Source organism: Streptomyces collinus Tu 365 (genome assembly GCF_000444875.1).
In the GTDB taxonomy this organism is placed as follows: domain Bacteria; phylum Actinomycetota; class Actinomycetes; order Streptomycetales; family Streptomycetaceae; genus Streptomyces; species Streptomyces collinus_A.
The window spans coordinates 4,072,212-4,091,704 of sequence record NC_021985.1 but is presented as its reverse complement, the minus strand read 5'-3'; the positions used below and the strand labels follow the sequence as shown (position 1 = coordinate 4,091,704).

The window sequence follows — 19,493 nt, the reverse complement described above, 5'->3', positions numbered from 1 at the left end:
GGAGGATCCGGGAGAAGCACCCGGCCGCGGGGTCCGCCGGATCACGCGGCCTCCCAGCGCGGGGAGCGCGGGCATGCAGCAGTTCTCCTGCGAGACCCTGGCCGACCTGACGGTCCCCGGACCGGCCACCGGCCGGCTGGCGGTCATCGCCCTGTACGGCGCCACGGACGCCGCCACCGGCCCCGTCCTCGCCGCGGCCTTCGCCGCGCACGGATCCGCCCAGCTCGTCGTGGACCTCAGCGGTCTGCACCGGCTCGACCTCGCCTGCGCCGAGGTGCTGCACGCCTGCGCCGAGGCCGCGGCCGCCCACGGCCGCCCGCTGCGCCTGGTCGCCTGTGCCCCCGAGGCCGCGACCCTGCTGGCCAGGACCAGGGCGGGCCGGACCGGGCCGGAGCTGTACCGGTCGGTCGCCGACGCGCTCGCCGCCGCGCTGGCGGTCGCCGCCGCGCTGCCCGGACCGGCCGCCGCCGCGCCCTACCTGCGCACCGACGCGGTGGAACTGCGGCACGCCCTGCACACGCAGGCCCTGACCGGCCGGGCCCAGGGCATGCTCATGGAGCGCTACGGCCTGCGCGACGCGGACACCGCCGACGCCCTGCTGGTGGGCGTCGCGCGGCGGCACGGCCTCCGGCCCGTCCACCTGGCCTCGGCCTTCGTCCGGCAGACCGCGCCCCGTCCCGGCCATGTCCGGTTCCCCGGCCACCCCCGGCCCGCCGAGCCCGCGGTCGGTTTCGCCCGTCCGGCCGGCCACCGGCCGCCGTCGCTGTCCGCGTTCCTGGACGCGCTGCGGGACGCCGTCTGCGCCATCACCCACGCGGACATGGCCGACGTCCAGCTCATCGACGCCGGCGACCACACGCTGCGGCTGGAGTCCCACCGCGGCCTCCCGGCCGACTTCGTGCGCTTCTTCGCCGTCGTGGACGACGTCTGCAGCGCTTGCGGCCAGGCCGCCCGCAAGGGCCAACGGGTGGTCGTCGACGACGTCGCCACCGCCCCGGAGTACGACGAACCCTCCCGGGCGGTGATGCTGGCCGCGCACAGTCGCTCCCTGCAGTGCACGCCCATCCCCGGCCCCGACGACCGTCCGCAGGGTATGTTCTCCACCCTCCACACCAGGCCCGGCCACGCCTACACCGAGGCCGAGTTCGGCGCCCTGGACACCGCCGCCCGGGAGGCCGGGGCATGGCTCGACTGGTACCGGGCGACCACGGTGACGGACGCCCTGGAGGACCTGCACCGGGCCGCCCGGCTGCGCTGAGGCCGCCCCCGGCACGCGTGAGGGGCCCCGGGAGTCCCGGGGCCCCTCAGCGGTCGTACGCCGTCAGCCGCACTGGCAGGGAGCGCCCGACTGGCAGCCGCAGCCGCAGCCCGAGCCGCAGCCGCACGCGGCGACGAGCGGCAGGCTCCTGATCTCGCCGGACTGGTCGGTGTCGCGCTCCTGGGTGGGGTCGGGCGTGGTGCTGGGGGATTCGGCCATGGGTCCCTCCTCGACACGGGGGCCTGGTGCCCTCGCCCATTGCATGCCCGTTTCCCTGGGCGCATCAACGGCGCACAGAGGCGCCCGCGCGCCCGCCCGGCGGCCTTCGAGCCCCCCGGCCTCAGACTCCTTCGAGACCGGTGACCGGCTTGATGTCCTGCTGGAGGTCGTCCGCGTGCTCGCCGGTGACGAGGTAGACGACACGCTTGGCGACCGCCACGGCGTGGTCGGCGTACCGCTCGTAGTAGCGGCCCAGCAGGGTCACGTCGACGGCCGTCTCGATGCCGTGCTTCCAGCGCTCGTCGATCAGGTGCTGGAAGAGGGTGCGGTGCAGCAGGTCCATGTCGTCGTCGTCCTGCTCCAGCTGGAGGGCGAGGTCGACGTCCTTCGTCACGATCACCTCGGCCGCCTTGGCCATCAGGCGCTGCGCGAGCTGGCCCATCTCCAGGATGGTGGCGTGCAGGTCGTGCGGCACCGCGCGCGAGGGGAAACGCAGCCGGGCCAGCTTGGCCACGTGCTGCGCGAGGTCCCCGGAGCGCTCGAGGTCGGCGGACATGCGCAGCGACGTGACGACGATACGGAGGTCCGTCGCCACCGGCTGCTGGCGCGCGAGCAGGGCTATCGCCCGCGCCTCCAGGTCGTGCTGGAGTTCGTCGACCTTCTGGTCGGCCTCGATCACGCTCTCGGCCAGCTTCAGGTCGGTGTCGAGGATCGCCGTCGTGGCGCGCCCGATGGCGGAGCCGACCAGCCGGGCCATCTCCACCAGACCGTCGCCGATCGAGTCCAGTTCCTCGTGGTACGCGTCCCGCATCAGGGTTCCCTCTCATAGGTGTGCTTGGTCCCCACGCTCCCACGTTCTGTCCCGCACGCGACGGTTTCTGCCCTCTGAAATGAACCGGTACTGGCTCCAAGGTGAACTCTGGGCGACGAGTGTTCGAGGTCGCACCTCGACGGCTGTGGCCAGCTCGTTCGACATGCCTAACCTTGAGGCATGGACGTGAACGCGGCGGTCGCCGCAGCGGCAGCGATCGCCGGGGTGCTTACCGGTGTCATCGCCATGCTGGCGTTCCGCTGGAGCGAACGCGACCAGAAGCGACCCACCAGGACTTCCTTGCACACCGATCCCGTACTCCCGCCCGGCGTGGACACCGTGCTGTCCGTGCTCCGCTCCTCGGCCGTCGTCCTCGACGAGGCCGACGCCGTCGTCAAGGCCAGCTCCGCCGCCTACGCCCTCGGGCTGGTCCGCGGCGGCAAGCTCTCGGTCGAGCCGATGCTCCAGATGGCCCGGGACACCAGACGCGACGGCGAGATACGCCAGGTGGAGCTGGACCTGCCCCGGCGCGGCACCGGACGGGGCGAGGCCCTCGCCGTCTCCGCGCGGGTGGCCCCGCTCGGCTCCCGGCTGGTCCTGCTGCTGGTCGAGGACCTCACCGAGGCGCGCAGGATCGAGGCCGTACGGCGCGACTTCGTGGCGAACGTCAGCCACGAGCTGAAGACGCCCGTCGGCGCGCTCTCCCTGCTCTCCGAGGCCGTGATGGACGCCTCCGACGACCCCGAGGCCGTGCAGCGCTTCGCGGGCCGCATGCAGATCGAGGCGACCCGGCTGACCAACCTGGTCCAGGAGCTGATCGACCTCTCCCGGGTGCAGAACGACGACCCGCTGGAGGACGCCGAGCCCGTCCGGGTGGACGAGCTGGTCGCCGAGGCCGTCGACCGCTGCCGCCACCAGGCCGGCGCCAAGCAGATCATCATGGCCGCCGGGGGCACCGCCGACCTGCACGTCTGGGGCAACCGCGGCCAGCTCGCCGCCGCCCTCGGCAACCTGGTCGAGAACGCCGTGAACTACTCACCGGCCCGCACCCGGGTCGGCATCGCCGCCCGCAGGGTGGTCGCCCCGGGCGGCGACATGATCGAACTGGCCGTCACCGACCAGGGCATCGGCATCTCCGACAAGGACAAGGAGCGCATCTTCGAGCGCTTCTACCGCGTCGACCCGGCCCGCTCGCGGGCCACCGGGGGCACCGGCCTCGGACTCGCCATCGTCAAGCACGTGGTCGCCTCGCACGGCGGGGAGGTCACGGTGTGGAGCGCCGAGGGGCAGGGCTCCACGTTCACTCTCAGGCTGCCGGAGGCGGGCGTGGCCCGTGACCGCGCGCTGCACCACCCCGACCTCGACGAAGAGGACGGCGGCCCCACCGACACATCTCCGTACGAACCGCTTCCCGCCCCGGAGGTCCTTCCGTGACCCGAGTGCTCGTCGTCGAGGACGAGGAGTCCTTCTCCGACGCCCTGTCGTACATGCTCCGCAAGGAGGGCTTCGAGGTCGCCGTCGCGGCCACCGGCCCCGACGGACTCGACGAGTTCGAGCGCAACGGCGCCGACCTCGTGCTCCTCGACCTGATGCTGCCGGGGCTGCCCGGCACGGAGGTGTGCCGGCAGCTGCGCGGCCGCTCCAACGTCCCCGTGATCATGGTGACCGCCAAGGACAGCGAGATCGACAAGGTCGTGGGCCTGGAGATAGGGGCCGACGACTACGTCACCAAGCCCTTCTCCTCGCGTGAGCTGGTCGCCCGCATCCGGGCCGTGCTGCGCCGTCGCGGCGAGCCGGAGGAGGTCACCCCGGCCGCCCTGGAGGCGGGGCCGGTCCGCATGGACGTCGACCGCCACGTGGTCACGGTCTCGGGCTCGAAGGTCGACCTCCCGCTCAAGGAGTTCGACCTGCTGGAGATGCTGCTGCGCAACGCCGGCCGTGTGCTGACCCGCATGCAGCTCATCGACCGGGTCTGGGGCGCCGACTACGTCGGGGACACCAAGACGCTGGACGTCCACGTCAAGCGGCTGCGCGCCAAGATCGAGCCGGACCCGGGGGCGCCCCGGTATCTGGTGACGGTGCGGGGCCTCGGGTACAAGTTCGAGCCGTAGGCCGCACCGTCCCCGCGGCGGCCCGGTGCGCGGCCGCGAGGGACCGGCGAAGGACGACGAAGGGCGGCACCCCGTGCGGGGTGCCGCCCTTCGTGCGTGCGCTCGCTCAGTTGCCGGCCGACTGGGACGCCGAGTCGCTCGGGGTGGCGCCGCTGTTGGCGGCGTCGCCGGCGGAGGCGGTGCCGGTGGCCGTCGCCGAGGCGGTGGCCTTGCCGCCCTTGTGCGGCTTGCCGCTGCCCGACGCGGACGCGCCCGGCGCGGGGGAGGCGGTGGCCGAGGCGGTCGGGATCTCGCTCGGGCCCCAGCCGCTGAAGTAGCTGGTGGCCGGGACCACGTAGGCGTTCAGGCTCACCGCACCGGTCGAGCTGAGGGTGAAGGTCACCTTCTGCACGTTGCCGTTCTGGACCGCCTCGCGGCCGCTGGCCAGCACGGCGGAGGCGTTGCCCTTGCCGCCGAGGATCAGCGAGCCGTGGGCCGGGACGGTCAGGCTCTGGCCCTTGGCCGGGGAGAGCTTGAGCGGCTGGCTCGCACCCGCGACGGTGACCGACTGGAGCGTCTCGTCGGTCTTGCCCCCGTTGAAGATCGTCGCGGAGACGACGGCCGGGCCGGTGGCCTGCGGGTCGGGCTGGGTGATGATCGTGGCGTTCTGGACCTTGATGGCGCCGACGCTGGTGGCCGCGTTGTCCGGCTTGATCTCCAGCGTCTGGGAGTTGTTTCCGGCGCCGCAGGCGGCGAGCGAGGCGATCGAGAAGGCGATGGCGGAGGCGGCGAGGGCGCCGCGTCGAAGGCTGCTGCTCACGGCGGCGGCAACTCCTTGAACGCAGGGGCGGCTCCTCTATAAAGCCACCCTAAGTGTCTGTCAGCGACCTCAGGTTACCGAGCCGTTCCGGCGCCGCCGCACCCGACCCTCCCCCAAGCCCCCCGCATCCCTCCGGGTGGGGGTACCGCGAGGCCCGCGAGTGACCCGCCGGTCACTTTGCCGGAGGCCACGTCCGGCATTCACATAACGCGCGTGCGAGCGCTCCCGGGACCGCCGGCGACATTTTCGTGAAGGAATGCGTGATCGCCCCGGAAATGGATCACCGATCACCCGTCCGGCCCGCGTTGATCAATTCCGGAAACGGCTCGCGCCGGCGCCGGGCCTCCGAACGGAGTAGCGGAAGTCGCACGTCTGGAAGCGGACAAATCGGGATGTTCATCCGCTTGGAAGCGCCCTCCGGGGCGTGTAGCGTGCGCGTTTCCCTCCGCCCGGAGAGCCCCTCCGACCTGCGAATACCTGGTTCCGCAGGCCCTCCGCAGCACGTTCCTGTCGCTGTTGTCAAGCCCCGAGATATGCCCTGACCTGCGAAAACGCCATTCAGAACCCGCCGTATCCGTGTTACCCTGGATAGCCACGGAAGGGGTACCTGTCACATGACGTTCAAGGTTGGCGACACCGTGGTCTATCCCCATCACGGGGCCGCGCTGATCGAGGCTATCGAAACTCGCCAGATCAAAGGCGTGGACAAGACCTACTTGGTGCTGAAGGTCGCCCAGGGTGACCTGACGGTACGTGTGCCAGCGGACAATGCGGAGTTCGTCGGCGTGCGTGATGTGGTCGGTCAGGACGGGCTGGACCGGGTCTTCGAGGTGCTGCGCGCTCCGTACGCCGAGGAGCCCACGAACTGGTCCCGTCGTTACAAGGCAAACCTGGAGAAGCTCGCCTCGGGCGATGTCATCAAGGTCGCGGAAGTCGTGCGTGACCTGTGGCGTCGCGAGCGCGAGCGCGGACTCTCCGCCGGTGAGAAGCGCATGCTCGCCAAGGCCCGCCAGATCCTGGTGAGCGAGCTGGCCCTCGCGGAGAACACGAACGAGGACAAGGCCGAGGCTCTGCTCGACGAGGTACTCGCCTCCTGACGCGCCCGCGGCGGCAACCGCCGCCCGCAGCACGCGCAACACAGCGAAACTGCCGCGGTGCCCGATGACACTGATCCTGTCGCCGGGCGCTGCGGCATGTTCGTCCCCGGAACTCCGGCCGCGGTGCGGCCGGGGCGACGGGCCGGTACGACGCCTGTCGTTCATCTCGGGGGAAGCCCCCCGATACTTGGTGTGCCGGGCCCGGGCAGATGGCTCGACCAGGGTCACGGAAGGGTCCGGTCAAGGCGTCGCGCCCGGCACTCCTCCAGGCCATACCCACCTGGGTCGAGCACACAAACCTGACAGGAACCGATGTCTGACGATTCGCGCCCCTCACCCGCGCAGATCCCCGTCGCCGCCGTGATTCCCGCCGCCGGCCGGGGCGTCCGCCTGGGCCCCGGCGCCCCCAAGGCGCTGCGCACGCTGAACGGCACACCCATGCTGATCCACGCGGTCCGCGCCCTCGCCGCCTCCCGGCACGTCGCCCTGGTGATCGTCGTGGCCCCGCCCGACGGCGCCGCCGAGGTGAAGTCCCTGCTCGACGCGCACGCCCTGCCCGACCGCACCGACTTCCTCGTCGTGCCCGGCGGGGACAGCCGCCAGGAGTCGGTCCGGCTGGGCCTGGACGCCCTGCCGCCCGAGTACGGGGTCGTCCTCGTGCACGACGCGGCCCGCCCGCTGGTCCCCGTCGACACCGTGGACGGGGTCATCGAGGCCGTACGCGAGGGCGCGCCCGCCGTGGTGCCCGCGCTGCCGCTCGCCGACACCGTCAAGGAGGTCGAGCCCGCGGCCGTCCACGGCGACCCCGAGCCGGTCGTGGCCACGCCCGAGCGGGCCCGGCTGCGCGCCGTGCAGACACCCCAGGGCTTCGACCGCGCGACCCTGGTCCGCGCCCACGAGACCGTCACCGAGGACGTCACGGACGACGCGAGCATGGTCGAGCGGCTCGGCCTGCGGGTCGTCACCGTCCCCGGGCACGAGGAGGCCTTCAAGGTCACCCGCCCCCTCGACCTGGTCCTCGCCGAGGCGGTCCTGGCCCGCAGGAGGCTCAACGATGGCTTCTGAGAACCTGCCCCCGGCCGCGGAGAACCCGCCCGCGGCTTCCGGCGACCGGCCCGCGGCTTCCGGCGACCGGCCCGCGGCTTCCGGGGACCGGCCCGCCCGGGGCCCGGCCGCCGCCCTCCCGTTCGCGCTGCCCCAGGTCGGCATCGGCACCGACATCCACGCCTTCGAGGAAGGCCGCGAGCTGTGGTGCGCCGGCCTGAAGTGGGAGGACGCGGGTCCCGGCCTGGCCGGGCACTCCGACGCCGACGTCGTCGCGCACGCCGCGTGCAACGCGCTCTTCTCCGCCGCCGGGCTCGGCGACCTCGGGCAGCACTTCGGCACCGGGCGCCCCGAGTGGTCCGGCGCCTCCGGCACCACCCTGCTGACCGAGGCCGCCCGCATCGTCCGCGAGGCCGGCTTCACCATCGGCAACGTCGCCGTCCAGGTCGTCGGACCGCGGCCGAAGATCGGCAAGCGCCGGGACGAGGCGCAGAAGATCCTCTCCGAGGCGGCCGGCGCCCCGGTGTCCGTCTCCGGCGCCACGACCGACGGTCTCGGCTTCCCCGGCCGCGAGGAGGGACTCATGGCGGTGGCCACGGCACTCGTGGTGCGGGTGGGCTGACGGCGTGCGAGGGTACCCGCACAGTCACCGCTGACCGAGGAGGTACCCATGCCCGCCGTACTGCCCGACCGGGTCAAGTCCCTGCTGGACGACAAGGTGTTCATCGTCGTCGGCACCATCCAGCCCGACGGGAGCCCGCAGATGTCCCCGGTCTGGGTGAAGCGCGACGGTGACGACATCCTCTTCTCCACCACGGCCGACCGCCGCAAGAAGAAGAACCTGGACCGCGACCCGCGCGTCACGGTCGTCGTCATGAACCCCGAGCAGCCCTACGAGTACGCCGAGATCCGCGGCACCGCCGAGATGACCACCGACGGCGCCGCGGAACTCATCGACGAACTGAGCGAGAAGTACACCGGCAAGAAGTACGCGGACTTCAACCCGGCCTCCGTGAACGACGCCGAGCGGGTGGTGGTGCGCATCACCCCGGCCAAGGTGGTCGGCATGCTCTGAGGCGCCGGCGGTACGGCGCGCTCGTCACACGGGCATTGTGGGGAAGGGGCGTGAGGCACTGCCTGGCGCCCACTACCCTGGAGTGGTGACCATTCGCCTGTACGACACCAGCGCCCGGCAGATCCGTGACTTCACCCCGCTCACGCCGGGCTGTGTCTCGATCTACCTCTGTGGCGCCACCGTGCAGGCGGCCCCGCACATCGGGCACATCCGCTCGGGCCTCAACTTCGACATCATGCGCCGCTGGTTCGCCCACCGCGGCTACGACGTGACGTTCATCCGCAACGTCACGGACATCGACGACAAGATCATCAAGAAGGCCCAGGAGCAGAACCGGCCCTGGTGGTCGATCGGCTACGAGAACGAGCGCGCCTTCAACGACGGCTACTCCGCCCTCGGCTGCCTCCCGCCCACCTACGAGCCCCGCGCGACCGGCCACGTCACCGAGATGATCGAGATGATGCAGGGCCTCATCGAGCGCGGCCACGCCTACGAGTCCGACGGCAACGTCTACTTCGACGTGCGGTCCTTCCCGGGGTACCTGGAGCTGTCCCGGCAGGAGCTGGACAACCTGCTCCAGCCCTCCGGCGAGGGCGAGACCGGCAAGCGCGACCCGCGCGACTTCGCCATGTGGAAGTCCGCCAAGCCCGGCGAGCCGACCTGGCCGACCCCCTGGGGTCCCGGCCGCCCCGGCTGGCACCTGGAGTGCTCGGCGATGGCCCACAAGTACCTGGGCAGCGCCTTCGACATCCACGGTGGCGGTCTCGACCTGATCTTCCCGCACCACGAGAACGAGATCGCCCAGGCCAAGGCCTACGGCGACGACTTCGCGCAGTACTGGGTGCACAACGCCTGGGTCACCATGGCCGGCGACAAGATGTCCAAGTCGCTCGGCAACAGCGTCCTGGTCTCCGAGATGGTCAAGCAGTGGCGCCCGATCGTCCTGCGCTACTACCTCGGCACCCCGCACTACCGCTCGATGATCGAGTACAGCGAGGACGCGCTGCGCGAGGCCGAGTCCGCGTTCGCCCGTATCGAGGGCTTCATCCAGCGCGTGGTGGAGACGGCCGGCGGGGCCGTCGAGCCCGCCGCCGAGGTGCCGCCCGCCTTCGCCGAGGCGATGGACGACGACCTGGGGGTCCCGCAGGCCCTCGCCGTCGTACACACCACCGTCCGGCAGGGCAACAGCGCGCTGGCCGCCGACGACAAGGACGCCGCCGTGGCCCGGCTCGCCGAGGTGCGCGCCATGCTCGGCGTCCTCGGCCTCGACCCGCTCGACCCGCTCTGGGCCGGCGACACCGACCGGGGCGAGGACCTGCACGGTGTGGTCGACAGCCTCGTCCGGCTCGTCCTCGACCAGCGCGAGTCGGCCCGCGGCCGCAAGGACTGGGCCACCGCGGACGCCATCCGCGACCAGCTCAAGGAGACGGGTCTGGTCATCGAGGACAGCCCGCAGGGGCCCCGCTGGAGCCTCGGCCAGCGCTGAGCGCGCCCGCGATCCGATGATCGATTGTGCCGCCCGGACCTCCGGGCGGCACACTGCATAGACGTACACATCCGCACGCACCACAGAGACAGGTAGGTCATGGCCGCGAACAACCGTCGCATGTCCGGCAAGAAGGGCGCGCAGGTCGGCAGTGGCGGCCAGCGGCGCAAGGGCCTGGAGGGCAAGGGCCCGACCCCGCCCGCCGAGATGCGCAAGGGCCACAAGAAGAACCGCATCGCCACCGCGAAGGCGAAGCAGACGGCGCGCCGCCCCGTGGCGCGCGGCCGCGGCGGCAAGTCCCCCTCCGAACTGGTCGTCGGGCGCAACCCGGTGGTCGAGGCGCTGCGCGAGGGCGTGCCCGCCTCCACGCTCTACGTCCAGCAGTTCGTCGACAACGACGAGCGCGTCCGCGAGGCCCTCCAGCTCGCCGCCGAGCGCGGCGGCATCAACCTGATGGAGGCCCCGCGGCCCGAGCTGGACCGCATGACGAACGGCCTGAACCACCAGGGCCTGGTCCTGCAGGTCCCGCCGTACGAGTACGCGCACCCCGAGGACCTCGCCGAGGCCGCCTACGACGAGGCCGCCGACCCGCTGATCGTCGCGCTCGACGGCGTGACCGACCCGCGCAACCTCGGCGCGGTCGTCCGCTCCGTCTCCGCCTTCGGCGGCCACGGCGTGGTCGTCCCCGAGCGCCGCTCGGCCGGCATGACCGCCGGCGCCTGGAAGACCTCCGCCGGTACGGCCGCCCGGACGCCGGTCGCCCGCGCCACCAACCTCACCCGGACCCTGGAGGCCTACAAGAAGGCCGGCATCACGGTCGTGGGCCTGGCGGCGGACGGCGAGGTGGAGCTCGGCGACCTGGAGGCGCTCGGCGGACCCGTCGTCATCGTGGTCGGCAGCGAGGGCAAGGGCCTGTCCCGCCTGGTCGGCGAGACCTGCGACCACCGGGTGCGGATCCCGATGCCGGGTGGCGCGGAGTCCCTGAACGCCGGTGTGGCCGCGGGCATCGTGCTGTACGAGGCGGCGCGCAGGCGGAGCTGAACACCCGTCCGGCACTTCACCCGTGCGGGGTCATTACGGCGTCCATGTGGCGTCAGGAGCCGCTTTGACGGGGTCCGGACACATCCGGGCGGTCAAAGCAGTGTCCTAACTCCACGTCACTCGGTTAGATGAGTGTGGACACCAGAACACCCCGCACACCCACGGGGGACCGCTCGTCGGGATTCGACGACGCTCCCGCGCTGAGCATGGTGAAGGTGCCGAGCGATCCGGCGCAGGTCATCGTCAGTCACGCCAGCTTCCGCGTGCAGTTGGGCGCGTCGGCCAAGCGCGGCCTATCCCCGCGGATCGCCCGGCACCTGAGCGCCACCCAGGAACCCGGCCGTATGCCGGTCATGGGCACCGGGGGACGGGCCGGCGCCACCGCCGCGGCCGGCCGCCGGCGCCCCGTCGTGTGGAGCGGCAGGTCCGCGCCCGACGACACCGGCGCCCACCGGCTGCTCCAGGCCGTCCGGGGCAGCGTCCGCCATGCCGACGAGCCCGTCGAGGCCGGCGCCACCCAGGTCATCCCGCGCGTGGGAACCGGCTACCCGGACGCCTACCCCGGGCTCGACCAGACGGTGGAGACGCCGGTCGTCGGCCACCAGCGCACCGCCCCCGACGAGGGCACCCGGCTCCTGCCGCCCATGCGCAGCGCGGGCAGCGCCTACGACGAACCGGGTTACGCGACGCAGGAGTTCGACGGCGGGTACGGCGACCACGCCGGGTACGCCGGTCACGACGAGTACGCCGGTCAGGGCGACCACGACGACTACGGCGACTACGACGACTACGGCGACTACGAGGACACCGCCGAGACGGGCGAGCGCCTGCGCAGGCGCCACGGCGACGACCCGGCGCGGCACGCCTACTACCCGGGCCGCCGGATGAACCTCGGCGTCGTCCTGCTCCCGCTGCGCATCTTCCTCGGTTTCATCTCCATCTACGGCGGCATGGGCAAGCTGTGCGACCCCGTCTACTTCGACGGCGGCAAGCGCGGCTCCATGGTCAAGTGGCTCAACACCCTGCACCCGTGGGACGTCGCCGAGCCGCTGCGCCAGTTCGCGCTGCACCACCCGGTCGGCTCGGGGCTGGTCATCGCCTTCCTCCAGGTGGTCGTCGGCGTCCTGACCGTCTTCGGCTGCTGGCAGCGTGTCGCGGCCGTGGTCGGCGCCCTGCTCTCGGCCGCGCTGATCGTCACGGTGAGCTGGAAGAGCGTCCCCGCCTACGACACCCCGGACATCATCTACCTGGCCGCCTGGTCCCCGCTGATCATCGCGGGCGCCCCGGTCTACTCGGTCGACGGCCGACTCGCCGGCAGGGCCTGGCGCACGCTCGGCCCCCGCGCGGACATCTGGGAGCTGCGCCGCTACGTCCTGCGCCGCGGCGCGCTGGTCACGGCGGTCACCGTGGGTCTCACCCTGCTCGTCGGCTCCCTGCTGGGCGGCGCCGTGCGCGACTCCAGCCGGGTGGTCGTGCCCGGCCCCGGCGAGGCCCCGCGCAACAACGCGCCCGGTTCCCCGCTGCCGCAGGAGCCCGGTCAGCCGCACCGGCGCACCCCGTCGGCCTCCAGCTCGCCGTCCGGCGGCGCGACGGCCGGCGCCAGCCCCTCCGGTGCGGCGACGACCCCCGGCGCGAGCCGCCGCACCGGCTCCACCACCACGACCCCCAGCCAGACCCAGGGCACCTCGGGCCAGGTCCCGCCCCGCCGCTCCGCCCCGACGGGCGGCGCCCCCAGCACCACGGCGGGCCCGACCAGCACGGGCGGCACGGCGACGGGCGGCGGCACGTCCACCGGCGGCAACGGCGGCGGCTCGGGCGGCACCTCCTCCACCGGCCAGCCGGGCCTGGTGGGCGGCCTGCTGGGCTAGCGGACAGCACAGCCGACGCACCACGGAAGGGCCCCGTACCGGCAAGGTACGGGGCCCTTCGGCGTGAGGCCGGTGTGCGAGGTCCGAGGCTCGGGCCACGGCGCCACGGCGCCACGGCGCCTCGGCGTACGGCCCGTGGGCCGGGGAGCGGGCCCGCGAAGGCGGCCGGAGGCCGCGAGCGGAGGCGCGCCCGACCGCCCGCCGGGACCACCGGATCGGCGTCCGGCCGCCGGCCCGAGGCTGCCGCTGTCCGCCTGGCCGTGGGCCCGGGGCCGTCCGTCGGTCAGGTGCTCGGCGGCAGGCACGCGGCGACTGGTCCTGGCTGCGGTCCGCAGCCGTGGTGGGGCGACCGCAGGCTCCGCTGGTCTCTCCGGTCTGGCGTCCGGCTGCCGGCCCTGGATCCGTCGGCGTGCGCCTGGATGTGGCCCGGAGGCGTGGGGGCGGTCGGCTTGGGGCCGGTCCGGCGCCCGGCTGTCGGCACGGTGCCGTCGTTGGGCGCCCGGAGCTCCTGGGTGTGTGCGCCTGGAGGTCCGGGCGGCACCGGGGTTCCTGCGCTCCGCGTCCGCCGGTGGGCCGGGCCGTCCGTCCGGGGCGGGGAGCGTGTGCCCGGGCCGGCGGTCCCGGGCACAGCGTCCGGCGTTCCCTAGCGGCCCAGGGCCGCCAGTTCCTTGGCTGCCTCGGTGAGGTCCTTGGCGGTGTCGATGGCTCGCCAGTAGGCGCCCTGCGGGATGGTGAAGCCGGCGAGTTTCCGTTCGCGGGCGAGGCGCGGGAACGTGGTGCGCTCGTGGTCCCCGCGGTCGGGCAGCAGGTCGTTGAAGTCGGCGGAGAACACGTAGACGCCGGCGTTGATCTCGAACGTCGACGGCGGGGCCTCGATGAAGTCGGTGATGTGACCGAAGCCGTCGGTCTTCACCGCGCCCCAGGGGATCCGGGGCCGGGCCAGTGCCAGCGTGGCGAGGGCGTCCCGCTCGGTGTGGAAGTCGGCCATGTCCCGCAGGGAGAAGCGGGTCCAGATGTCGCCGTTGGTGGCGTACCAGGGCCGGTCGGGGTGGGGCAGGTGCGCGGCGGCGTACTTGAGTCCGCCGCCCCGGCCGAGGGGCTCCGTCTCCACGACGGTGGTGACGGACACCGGCAGCTCGGCCGAGTCCAGCCACTTCTGCAGCACCTCGGCGAGGTGGCCGCAGGAGACCACCACGTCCGTCACGCCCTCTTCGGCGAGCCAGGCCAGCTGGTGCCCGATGATCGGAGTGCCCGTGCCGGGGATCTCGACCATCGGCTTGGGCCGGTCGTCGGTGTAGGGACGCAGCCGTGAGCCCTGGCCACCGGCCAGGACTACGGCTTGAGTGGGGCGCGACGCGGCGTTCGGATGGGTCATGACCCGAACTGTACGTGGCGCCCCGGCCGGGAATCCGGCCGCAACAAGCTCCTTAAGGAGCCGTTACCGACTTCCCAACCGGGTCTAGTCTGCGCGCCGCGTCGAGCCCGCGCGCCGCGCCTAGCTGTGCGCGGCCAGCACGCCGGAGGCGAAGGCGGTGTCGCAGACCGGCCGGGCGTAGGACTGCGCGCGGGAGGCCCCGTAGATGCGGACCGCCGCCTGGCCCAGGGCCCGCGCGATGGAGGAGCAGTGCTTCGCCAGTGACGGGTGCCCGTTGACGGCCTGCTGGAGGTGGGTGAGGACCACCCCCGGGTTCCGGTCCTGCAGCTCGGTCATCAGCCGGTCGCGCAGGACGTCCTGCGGGGCGTGGGTGACCGTCCGGGTGGAGACCTCCGCCGCGGAGATGTCCGAGGCGGTGAGCACCGAGCTGGAAGGGCTCCCCGTCCAGTTGACCCGGGTGACCGCGAGGGTCCCGGAGAGCACCAGGACGACGGGCAGGACGAGGGCGAGAGTGCGGCCGATCCGGCGGGCAGGGCCGCCCCGGTGGCCGCGTCGCGTCTGAGGGTTGGTGGAGTGCTTCACGCGAGTGAGGGTAGCGCCCGGTAACCATATGGCGACATTTGGTCACCCTTATGGGGGATGAAGTGGCGTCCCTTTCTGGGTAGAGGGTTGACGCACCCCGCCCGAAATGCTCGCCGTGCCGGGGTATCTCCCGGCAGCGGAAGGGGCCCCGCGGCGATCCGCGGGGCCCCTTCCGTCAACCGTGCGTGAAAGCGCTGCTCAGCCGCTCAGTCGGAGAGCCGCTCGCCGGTGGAGGTGGAGAACACGTGGGTCTCGCCCGGACGCGGCACCACGTGCAGCGTGGAGCCCTTCTCCGGCACCTGGCGGCCGTTCACCCGGACGACCAGGTCCTTGACCTCGCCGCTGACCTCGGCGGTGCCGTAGACGTAGCCGTCGGCGCCCAGCTCCTCGACCACGTTCACGGAGACCGCGAGACCGGCCGGAGCGTCCTCGGTGTCCTTGGACAGGGTGGTCGCGGCGCCGCCGCCCAGCTCGACCACGTCGAAGTGCTCGGGGCGGACACCGACGGTCACCGTGCGGTCACCCTTGTCGGAGGCGGCCTTCAGGGCGTCGCGGTTGACCGGGACGACGCTGTTGCCGAACTTCACGCCGCCGTCGGTGATCGGGACCTCGACCAGGTTCATGGCCGGGGAGCCGATGAAGCCGGCGACGAAGAGGTTCGCGGGCCTGTCGTACATGTTGCGCGGCGAGTCGACCTGCTGGAGCAGACCGTCCTTGAGCACGGCCACCCGGTCGCCCATCGTCATGGCCTCGACCTGGTCGTGGGTGACGTAGACGGTGGTGATGCCGAGGCGGCGCTGCAGGGACGCGATCTGCGTACGCGTCGAGACACGGAGCTTGGCGTCCAGGTTGGACAGCGGCTCGTCCATGAGGAAGACCTGCGGCTCACGCACGATGGCGCGGCCCATGGCGACACGCTGGCGCTGACCGCCGGAGAGCGCCTTCGGCTTGCGGTCCAGGTACTCGGTCAGGTCGAGGATCTTCGCGGCCTCCTCGACCTTCTGCCGGATCTCCGCCTTGTTGACGCCGGCGATCTTGAGCGCGAAGCCCATGTTGTCGGCGACGGTCATGTGCGGGTACAGCGCGTAGTTCTGGAACACCATGGCGATGTCCCGGTCCTTGGGCGGCAGGTGGGTGACGTCGCGGTCACCGATGCGGATGGCTCCGCCGTTGACGTCCTCGAGCCCCGCGAGCATCCGGAGCGAGGTGGACTTGCCGCAGCCCGACGGGCCGACCAGGACGAGGAATTCGCCGTCCTCGATCGCGATGTCGAGTCCGTCGACGGCGGGCTTGGTGGAACCCGGGTAGATCCGGGTCGCCTTGTCGAACGTCACAGTGGCCATGGTGAATGGGCCCCCTTCTACCGGCAGGAACGTGCCGGACGATCCGTTGTAGGAAGGTGGTTGGTGTAGTCCACGCGAGTGAACCGGTTCTGGACGGTACCTGCCGTTCACCCGTCTGTCAGCACCCCGGCCCCTGTGAACTTCGCGGAGATTTTCGACGGGCCCGCGGTGGGACGTGGGTACACTGCACAGGCACGTACGCGGTACGCGCGTGCAGGCCTCCTTAGCTCAGATGGCCAGAGCACCGCACTTGTAATGCGTAGGTCGTCGGTTCGAATCCGACAGGGGGCTCCGTAGACCGAGGCCACCCGCACCGTCCGGTGCGGGTGGCCTTCTGTCTGCCCGGGTCAGGGCCGCCGGGCCGGCCGGAGCAGGGTGCGCAGCACCTCGCGCAGGGTGCCCTCCGGGTCCGGGACGGCGCCCGTCGCGCGCCAGGCCACGAAGCCGTCCGGGCGGACCAGGACCGCGCCGTCGGCCGTGGTGCCGTGGGCCTCCGCCCAGTCCGGGGCGTCCGCCGCACCTGGGGCGCCGGTGTCGTAGGTGAGGTCGGCGTCGGCGCCCGGGCCGATGCGGTAGGCGTCCAGGCGCACGCCGTCCAGGGAGGCGACCCGGCGGGCCGCCTCGTACCAGCCGGCGTCGTCCGGGGCGTCGGTGAGCAGCACGAGGGAGCGCTCGTACAGGTCGAGCGTGGACAGGCGGGCTCCGGCGCGGCGCAGCCACAGGTGCGGGGCCCGGGTGCCGGGGCGGCCGTTCAGGGCGAGGCCGTCGGGGACCACCGGCTGGTCCTCGTCGGTGCCGACGACGGCGCCGTGCGGGTAGTGGTAGCCGAGGACGACGTTGAGGATGCCGCCGCGCTTGCCGCCGCCGACGCCGGGGGCCGGGGCGAAGCCGGGGTGGCTGTGCTCCACGGACCGGGCGGAGGCGCGGGCGCTGGTGGCGAGGGCGACCGGGCGGCGCTCGGTGTCGTAGGACGCGAGGAGGCCGGGCTCCGCCCAGCCGTCGAGGACGGCGGCCAGCTTCCAGGCGAGGTTGTGGGCGTCCTGGATGCCCGTGTTGGAGCCGAAGGCGCCGGTGGGGGACATCTCGTGGGCGGAGTCGCCGGCGAGGAAGACCCGGCCGTCGGCGTAGCGGTCGGCGACCCGTTCGGCGGCCCGCCAGGAGGCCTTTCCGGTGATTTCGACGTCCAGGCCGGGCACGCCCACGGCCCGCCGGATGTGGTCCCGCAGCCGTTCCTCGGTGAACGCGTCGAGGGACTCGCCGCGCTCGGGGTGCCAGGGGGCGTGGAAGACCCAGCGCTCCTTGTTGTCGACGGGCAGCAGCGCGCCGTCGGCGTCCGGATGGGTGAGGTAGCAGCAGATGAAGCGCCGGTCGCCGACGACGTCGGCCAGGGCGGCGGAGCGGAAGGTGACGCTGACGTTGGCGAACAGGTCGCCGGGGCCGCTCTGGCCGATGCCGAGGGCGCCCCGGACCGGGCTGCGCGGGCCGTCGGCGGCGACGAGGTAGTCCGCCCGGACGGTGTGGCACCGGTCGGTGGCGCGGTCGCGGATCACCGCCGTCACTCCGTCGGCGTCCTGTTCGAAGGACTCCATCTGGTGGGAGTAGCGCAGTTCGCCGCCGAGTTCGCGGGCGTTGTCCAGCAGCACGGGTTCGAGGTCGTTCTGGCTGCACAGGCACCAGGCGGTGGGGCTGAACCGGGCGAGCCCGCCGCCCGGGTCGATGTGCTTGAACAGCCATTCGCCCGCGTCGCCGACGAGGGTCGGGGTCTGCAGGATGCCGTGGTTCTCGGCCAGGAGCGACGCCGCCGCCTTGATGTCCGGTTCGACGCCCGCCACCCGGAACAGCTCCATCGTCCGCACGTTGTTGCCGCGTCCGCGTGGGTGGATCGAGGTCCCGGAGTGCCGTTCGACGAGCATGTGCCGGACACCGAGTCGGCCCAGGAACACGGACATGGACAGGCCCACCAGAGAGCCGCCCACGATGAGGACGGGGACGCGGTGGTCGGCTTTTTGATGCATCGAAGCCTCCAGAGGCAGGGATGAGCGTGTGGGGCGCCTGTGAGTTCTCTTGCCCGGTGGCGCCGGCTTCGCGTGGCCAATCACCCACGTGGTTCATACGAGTCGCGGGCTTGTGGGGACCGGCACAGGATCAAGGAACGCCGCCGTCGCGTCCTGTGCGCCCGGTGACGGCTCTGCCCCCCGCGAAGGAGATGTGTGCAGGATGACCACGACGTCTGAACGTCTTTCAGCAACGGCACGCGAGGTGTCGAAGCGTGTCTCCCAGTCCGTGTTCGACGGCTCCCGGCTCCGGGTCGTCCTCCTGGTCGACGTCTACGACGGCGCGCAGCAGCAGTTCCTCGAGGCGTACGAGCAGCTCTGCAACCAGGTTGCGTCCGTGCCCGGCCATGTCAGCGACCAACTCTGCCAGTCGATCGAGAATCCCTCCCAATGGCTCATCACGAGCGAGTGGGAGAGTGCCCCGCCGTTCCTCACCTGGGTGAACAGCGAGGAGCACGTGCGGATGGTGGAGCCGCTGCACAGCTGCGTCCGGGACACCCGTTCGCTGCGCTTCCACGTGGTGCGGGAGACCGGCGGGGCCGCGGACCAGACCCGGGCGGGCGAGCGCCGGCTGCAGGCGCACCCGCGCATCGGCGACGGGGTGATCCGGCACGCGCTCACCTTCACGGTCAAGCCGGGCACCGAGGAGAAGGTCGCGAAGATCCTCTCCGACTACGCCTCGCCCAAGGCGGAGGTGGACGCGACGACGCGGCTGTGCCGGACCTCGCTGTTCATGCACGGCAACCGGGTGGTGCGGGCCATCGAGGTGCGCGGCGACCTGCTCGCGGCGCTCAGGCACGTGGCCCGGCAGCCCGAGGTGCGGGCCGTGGAGGCGGCGATCAACCCGTATCTGGAGCAGGACCGGGACCTCGACGACCAGGAGTCGGCCCGGATGTTCTTCACCCGGGCGGCGCTGCCGGCCGTGCACCACGTGAGCGCGGAGGGGCAGCCGGAGGGCTTCCGGCAGGCCCTGTGCTACCCGGCGCGGCCGGGCCGCGGCATGCGGCTGGCCGAGCTGCTGGCGAAGGCGGACTCCGCGGCCGCCGAGGACCCGGCGAGCCCGCTGCTGCGCAGCACGGTCTTCCAGCGTGACGACGTCGTGGTCCGGCTGGTGGACGTGCGCGACGAGCGGGGCGCGGAGGCGCTGCCGGCCGACGCCCGGCTGGCCGCCGAGGTGCGCGAGCTGCTGGAGGCCGAGGCCACCCCCATGGACCTGATCACCGACCGCCGGTCGCCGGACGCCTGACCCGGCCGCCCGGCCCCGACAGCGCCCAGCGGCGACGCAGCAGACAAAACGGAGGAAACGTTGTCCATCAAACCCCGTCCCAAG

Annotated in this window: 18 protein-coding genes and 1 tRNA gene; 12 read left to right on the top strand and 7 right to left on the bottom strand. The window is 72.5% G+C overall.

Annotated features, from left to right (window positions below):
- Positions 1 to 73 precede the first annotated feature (73 nt).
- Positions 74 to 1,258 (top strand): STAS domain-containing protein, encoded by a 1,185-nt coding sequence (locus B446_RS17730; RefSeq protein ID WP_020940828.1) that lies wholly within the window; start codon positions 74 to 76, stop codon positions 1,256 to 1,258.
- A gap of 63 nt (positions 1,259 to 1,321) precedes the next feature.
- Here B446_RS17730 and B446_RS39665 read toward each other — a convergent pair whose 3' ends face one another.
- Together B446_RS39665 and phoU are read right to left on the bottom strand one after the other, a co-directional pair.
- Positions 1,322 to 1,477 carry a hypothetical protein gene (locus B446_RS39665; protein WP_020940827.1) on the bottom strand — a complete coding sequence of 52 codons (156 nt, stop codon included), beginning with the start codon at positions 1,475 to 1,477 and terminating at the stop codon, positions 1,322 to 1,324.
- Positions 1,478 to 1,598: 121 nt separating this feature from the next.
- Positions 1,599 to 2,288, bottom strand: a complete 690-nt coding sequence (gene phoU, locus B446_RS17725) for a phosphate signaling complex protein PhoU (protein WP_020940826.1) — start codon at positions 2,286 to 2,288, stop codon at positions 1,599 to 1,601.
- 180 nt (positions 2,289 to 2,468) lie between these two features.
- On the opposite strand from phoU, the gene B446_RS17720 reads away from it, so the two are divergent.
- Together B446_RS17720 and B446_RS17715 are read left to right on the top strand one after the other, a co-directional pair.
- Positions 2,469 to 3,722 carry a sensor histidine kinase gene (locus B446_RS17720; RefSeq protein ID WP_020940825.1) on the top strand — a complete coding sequence of 418 codons (1,254 nt, stop codon included), beginning with the start codon at positions 2,469 to 2,471 and terminating at the stop codon, positions 3,720 to 3,722.
- Positions 3,719 to 4,399, top strand: coding sequence for a response regulator transcription factor (locus tag B446_RS17715; protein ID WP_010358452.1), 681 nt, complete (start codon positions 3,719 to 3,721; stop codon positions 4,397 to 4,399). The genes B446_RS17720 and B446_RS17715 overlap by 4 nt, the downstream gene beginning before the upstream one ends.
- A 106-nt stretch (positions 4,400 to 4,505) precedes the next feature.
- On the opposite strand, the gene B446_RS17710 is transcribed toward B446_RS17715, so the two are convergent.
- A complete protein-coding gene (locus tag B446_RS17710) occupies positions 4,506 to 5,198 on the bottom strand; it encodes a hypothetical protein (protein ID WP_020940824.1) in 693 nt (230 codons plus the stop codon).
- 614 nt (positions 5,199 to 5,812) lie between these two features.
- Between B446_RS17710 and B446_RS17705 the strand changes: the two genes are divergently transcribed.
- From B446_RS17705 to B446_RS17675, 7 genes are all read left to right on the top strand, one after another.
- The gene (locus tag B446_RS17705; RefSeq protein ID WP_003953493.1) at positions 5,813 to 6,295 is read left to right on the top strand and encodes a CarD family transcriptional regulator; all 483 of its coding nucleotides are present in this window, start codon (positions 5,813 to 5,815) and stop codon (positions 6,293 to 6,295) included.
- A gap of 312 nt (positions 6,296 to 6,607) precedes the next feature.
- A complete protein-coding gene (gene ispD / locus B446_RS17700) occupies positions 6,608 to 7,360 on the top strand; it encodes a 2-C-methyl-D-erythritol 4-phosphate cytidylyltransferase (RefSeq protein WP_020940823.1) in 753 nt (250 codons plus the stop codon).
- Complete coding sequence (ispF, locus tag B446_RS17695) at positions 7,350 to 7,961, top strand: 2-C-methyl-D-erythritol 2,4-cyclodiphosphate synthase (RefSeq protein ID WP_020940822.1); 612 nt, start codon at positions 7,350 to 7,352, stop codon at positions 7,959 to 7,961. Before ispD ends, ispF begins: the two co-directional genes overlap by 11 nt.
- 48 nt (positions 7,962 to 8,009) lie before the next feature.
- Positions 8,010 to 8,414 carry a PPOX class F420-dependent oxidoreductase gene (locus B446_RS17690; RefSeq protein WP_020940821.1) on the top strand — a complete coding sequence of 135 codons (405 nt, stop codon included), beginning with the start codon at positions 8,010 to 8,012 and terminating at the stop codon, positions 8,412 to 8,414.
- Positions 8,415 to 8,499: 85 nt separating this feature from the next.
- The gene (gene cysS, locus B446_RS17685; protein ID WP_020940820.1) at positions 8,500 to 9,900 is read left to right on the top strand and encodes a cysteine--tRNA ligase; all 1,401 of its coding nucleotides are present in this window, start codon (positions 8,500 to 8,502) and stop codon (positions 9,898 to 9,900) included.
- Between the two features lie 99 nt (positions 9,901 to 9,999).
- Entirely contained in the window at positions 10,000 to 10,941 is a 942-nt protein-coding gene (rlmB, locus tag B446_RS17680; protein ID WP_020940819.1) for a 23S rRNA (guanosine(2251)-2'-O)-methyltransferase RlmB, read from the top strand.
- Positions 10,942 to 11,069: 128 nt separating this feature from the next.
- Entirely contained in the window at positions 11,070 to 12,809 is a 1,740-nt protein-coding gene (locus tag B446_RS17675; RefSeq protein WP_193384470.1) for a DoxX family protein, read from the top strand.
- Positions 12,810 to 13,452: 643 nt separating this feature from the next.
- On the opposite strand, the gene B446_RS17670 is transcribed toward B446_RS17675, so the two are convergent.
- The 3 genes from B446_RS17670 to msiK all read right to left on the bottom strand — a co-directional run bounded on the left by B446_RS17670 (position 13,453) and on the right by msiK (position 16,109).
- Entirely contained in the window at positions 13,453 to 14,184 is a 732-nt protein-coding gene (locus B446_RS17670) for a nucleotidyltransferase family protein (RefSeq protein ID WP_043475895.1), read from the bottom strand.
- Positions 14,185 to 14,304: 120 nt separating this feature from the next.
- Positions 14,305 to 14,766 carry a hypothetical protein gene (locus B446_RS17665; protein ID WP_020940816.1) on the bottom strand — a complete coding sequence of 154 codons (462 nt, stop codon included), beginning with the start codon at positions 14,764 to 14,766 and terminating at the stop codon, positions 14,305 to 14,307.
- Between the two features lie 206 nt (positions 14,767 to 14,972).
- Positions 14,973 to 16,109, bottom strand: a complete 1,137-nt coding sequence (gene msiK / locus B446_RS17660) for a diacetylchitobiose ABC transporter ATP-binding protein MsiK (protein ID WP_020940815.1) — start codon at positions 16,107 to 16,109, stop codon at positions 14,973 to 14,975.
- Between the two features lie 217 nt (positions 16,110 to 16,326).
- On the opposite strand from msiK, the gene B446_RS17655 reads away from it, so the two are divergent.
- Positions 16,327 to 16,400: transfer RNA gene (locus B446_RS17655), tRNA-Thr, on the top strand.
- A 56-nt stretch (positions 16,401 to 16,456) separates the two neighbouring features.
- Here B446_RS17655 and B446_RS17650 read toward each other — a convergent pair.
- Entirely contained in the window at positions 16,457 to 18,124 is a 1,668-nt protein-coding gene (locus B446_RS17650; RefSeq protein WP_020940814.1) for an FAD-dependent oxidoreductase, read from the bottom strand.
- A 202-nt stretch (positions 18,125 to 18,326) separates the two neighbouring features.
- On the opposite strand from B446_RS17650, the gene B446_RS17645 reads away from it, so the two are divergent.
- Positions 18,327 to 19,409 carry a SchA/CurD-like domain-containing protein gene (locus B446_RS17645; RefSeq protein WP_043475894.1) on the top strand — a complete coding sequence of 361 codons (1,083 nt, stop codon included), beginning with the start codon at positions 18,327 to 18,329 and terminating at the stop codon, positions 19,407 to 19,409.
- Positions 19,410 to 19,493 lie beyond the last annotated feature (84 nt).

Excerpts from the sequence above, each read along its gene's own strand:
- rlmB (WP_020940819.1), top strand. The coding sequence starts at position 10,000 with ATGGCCGCGAACAACCGTCGCATGTCCGGCAAGAAGGGCGCGCAGGTC.
- B446_RS17645 (WP_043475894.1), top strand. The coding sequence starts at position 18,327 with ATGACCACGACGTCTGAACGTCTTTCAGCAACGGCACGCGAGGTGTCG.
- ispD (WP_020940823.1), top strand. The coding sequence starts at position 6,608 with ATGTCTGACGATTCGCGCCCCTCACCCGCGCAGATCCCCGTCGCCGCC.
- B446_RS39665 (WP_020940827.1), bottom strand. The coding sequence starts at position 1,477 with ATGGCCGAATCCCCCAGCACCACGCCCGACCCCACCCAGGAGCGCGAC.
- ispF (WP_020940822.1), top strand. The coding sequence starts at position 7,350 with ATGGCTTCTGAGAACCTGCCCCCGGCCGCGGAGAACCCGCCCGCGGCT.
- B446_RS17670 (WP_043475895.1), bottom strand. The coding sequence starts at position 14,184 with ATGACCCATCCGAACGCCGCGTCGCGCCCCACTCAAGCCGTAGTCCTG.
- B446_RS17675 (WP_193384470.1), top strand. The coding sequence starts at position 11,070 with ATGAGTGTGGACACCAGAACACCCCGCACACCCACGGGGGACCGCTCG.
- phoU (WP_020940826.1), bottom strand. The coding sequence starts at position 2,288 with ATGCGGGACGCGTACCACGAGGAACTGGACTCGATCGGCGACGGTCTG.
- msiK (WP_020940815.1), bottom strand. The coding sequence starts at position 16,109 with ATGGCCACTGTGACGTTCGACAAGGCGACCCGGATCTACCCGGGTTCC.
- B446_RS17730 (WP_020940828.1), top strand. The coding sequence starts at position 74 with ATGCAGCAGTTCTCCTGCGAGACCCTGGCCGACCTGACGGTCCCCGGA.
- B446_RS17705 (WP_003953493.1), top strand. The coding sequence starts at position 5,813 with ATGACGTTCAAGGTTGGCGACACCGTGGTCTATCCCCATCACGGGGCC.
- B446_RS17690 (WP_020940821.1), top strand. The coding sequence starts at position 8,010 with ATGCCCGCCGTACTGCCCGACCGGGTCAAGTCCCTGCTGGACGACAAG.
- B446_RS17650 (WP_020940814.1), bottom strand. The coding sequence starts at position 18,124 with ATGCATCAAAAAGCCGACCACCGCGTCCCCGTCCTCATCGTGGGCGGC.
- B446_RS17720 (WP_020940825.1), top strand. The coding sequence starts at position 2,469 with ATGGACGTGAACGCGGCGGTCGCCGCAGCGGCAGCGATCGCCGGGGTG.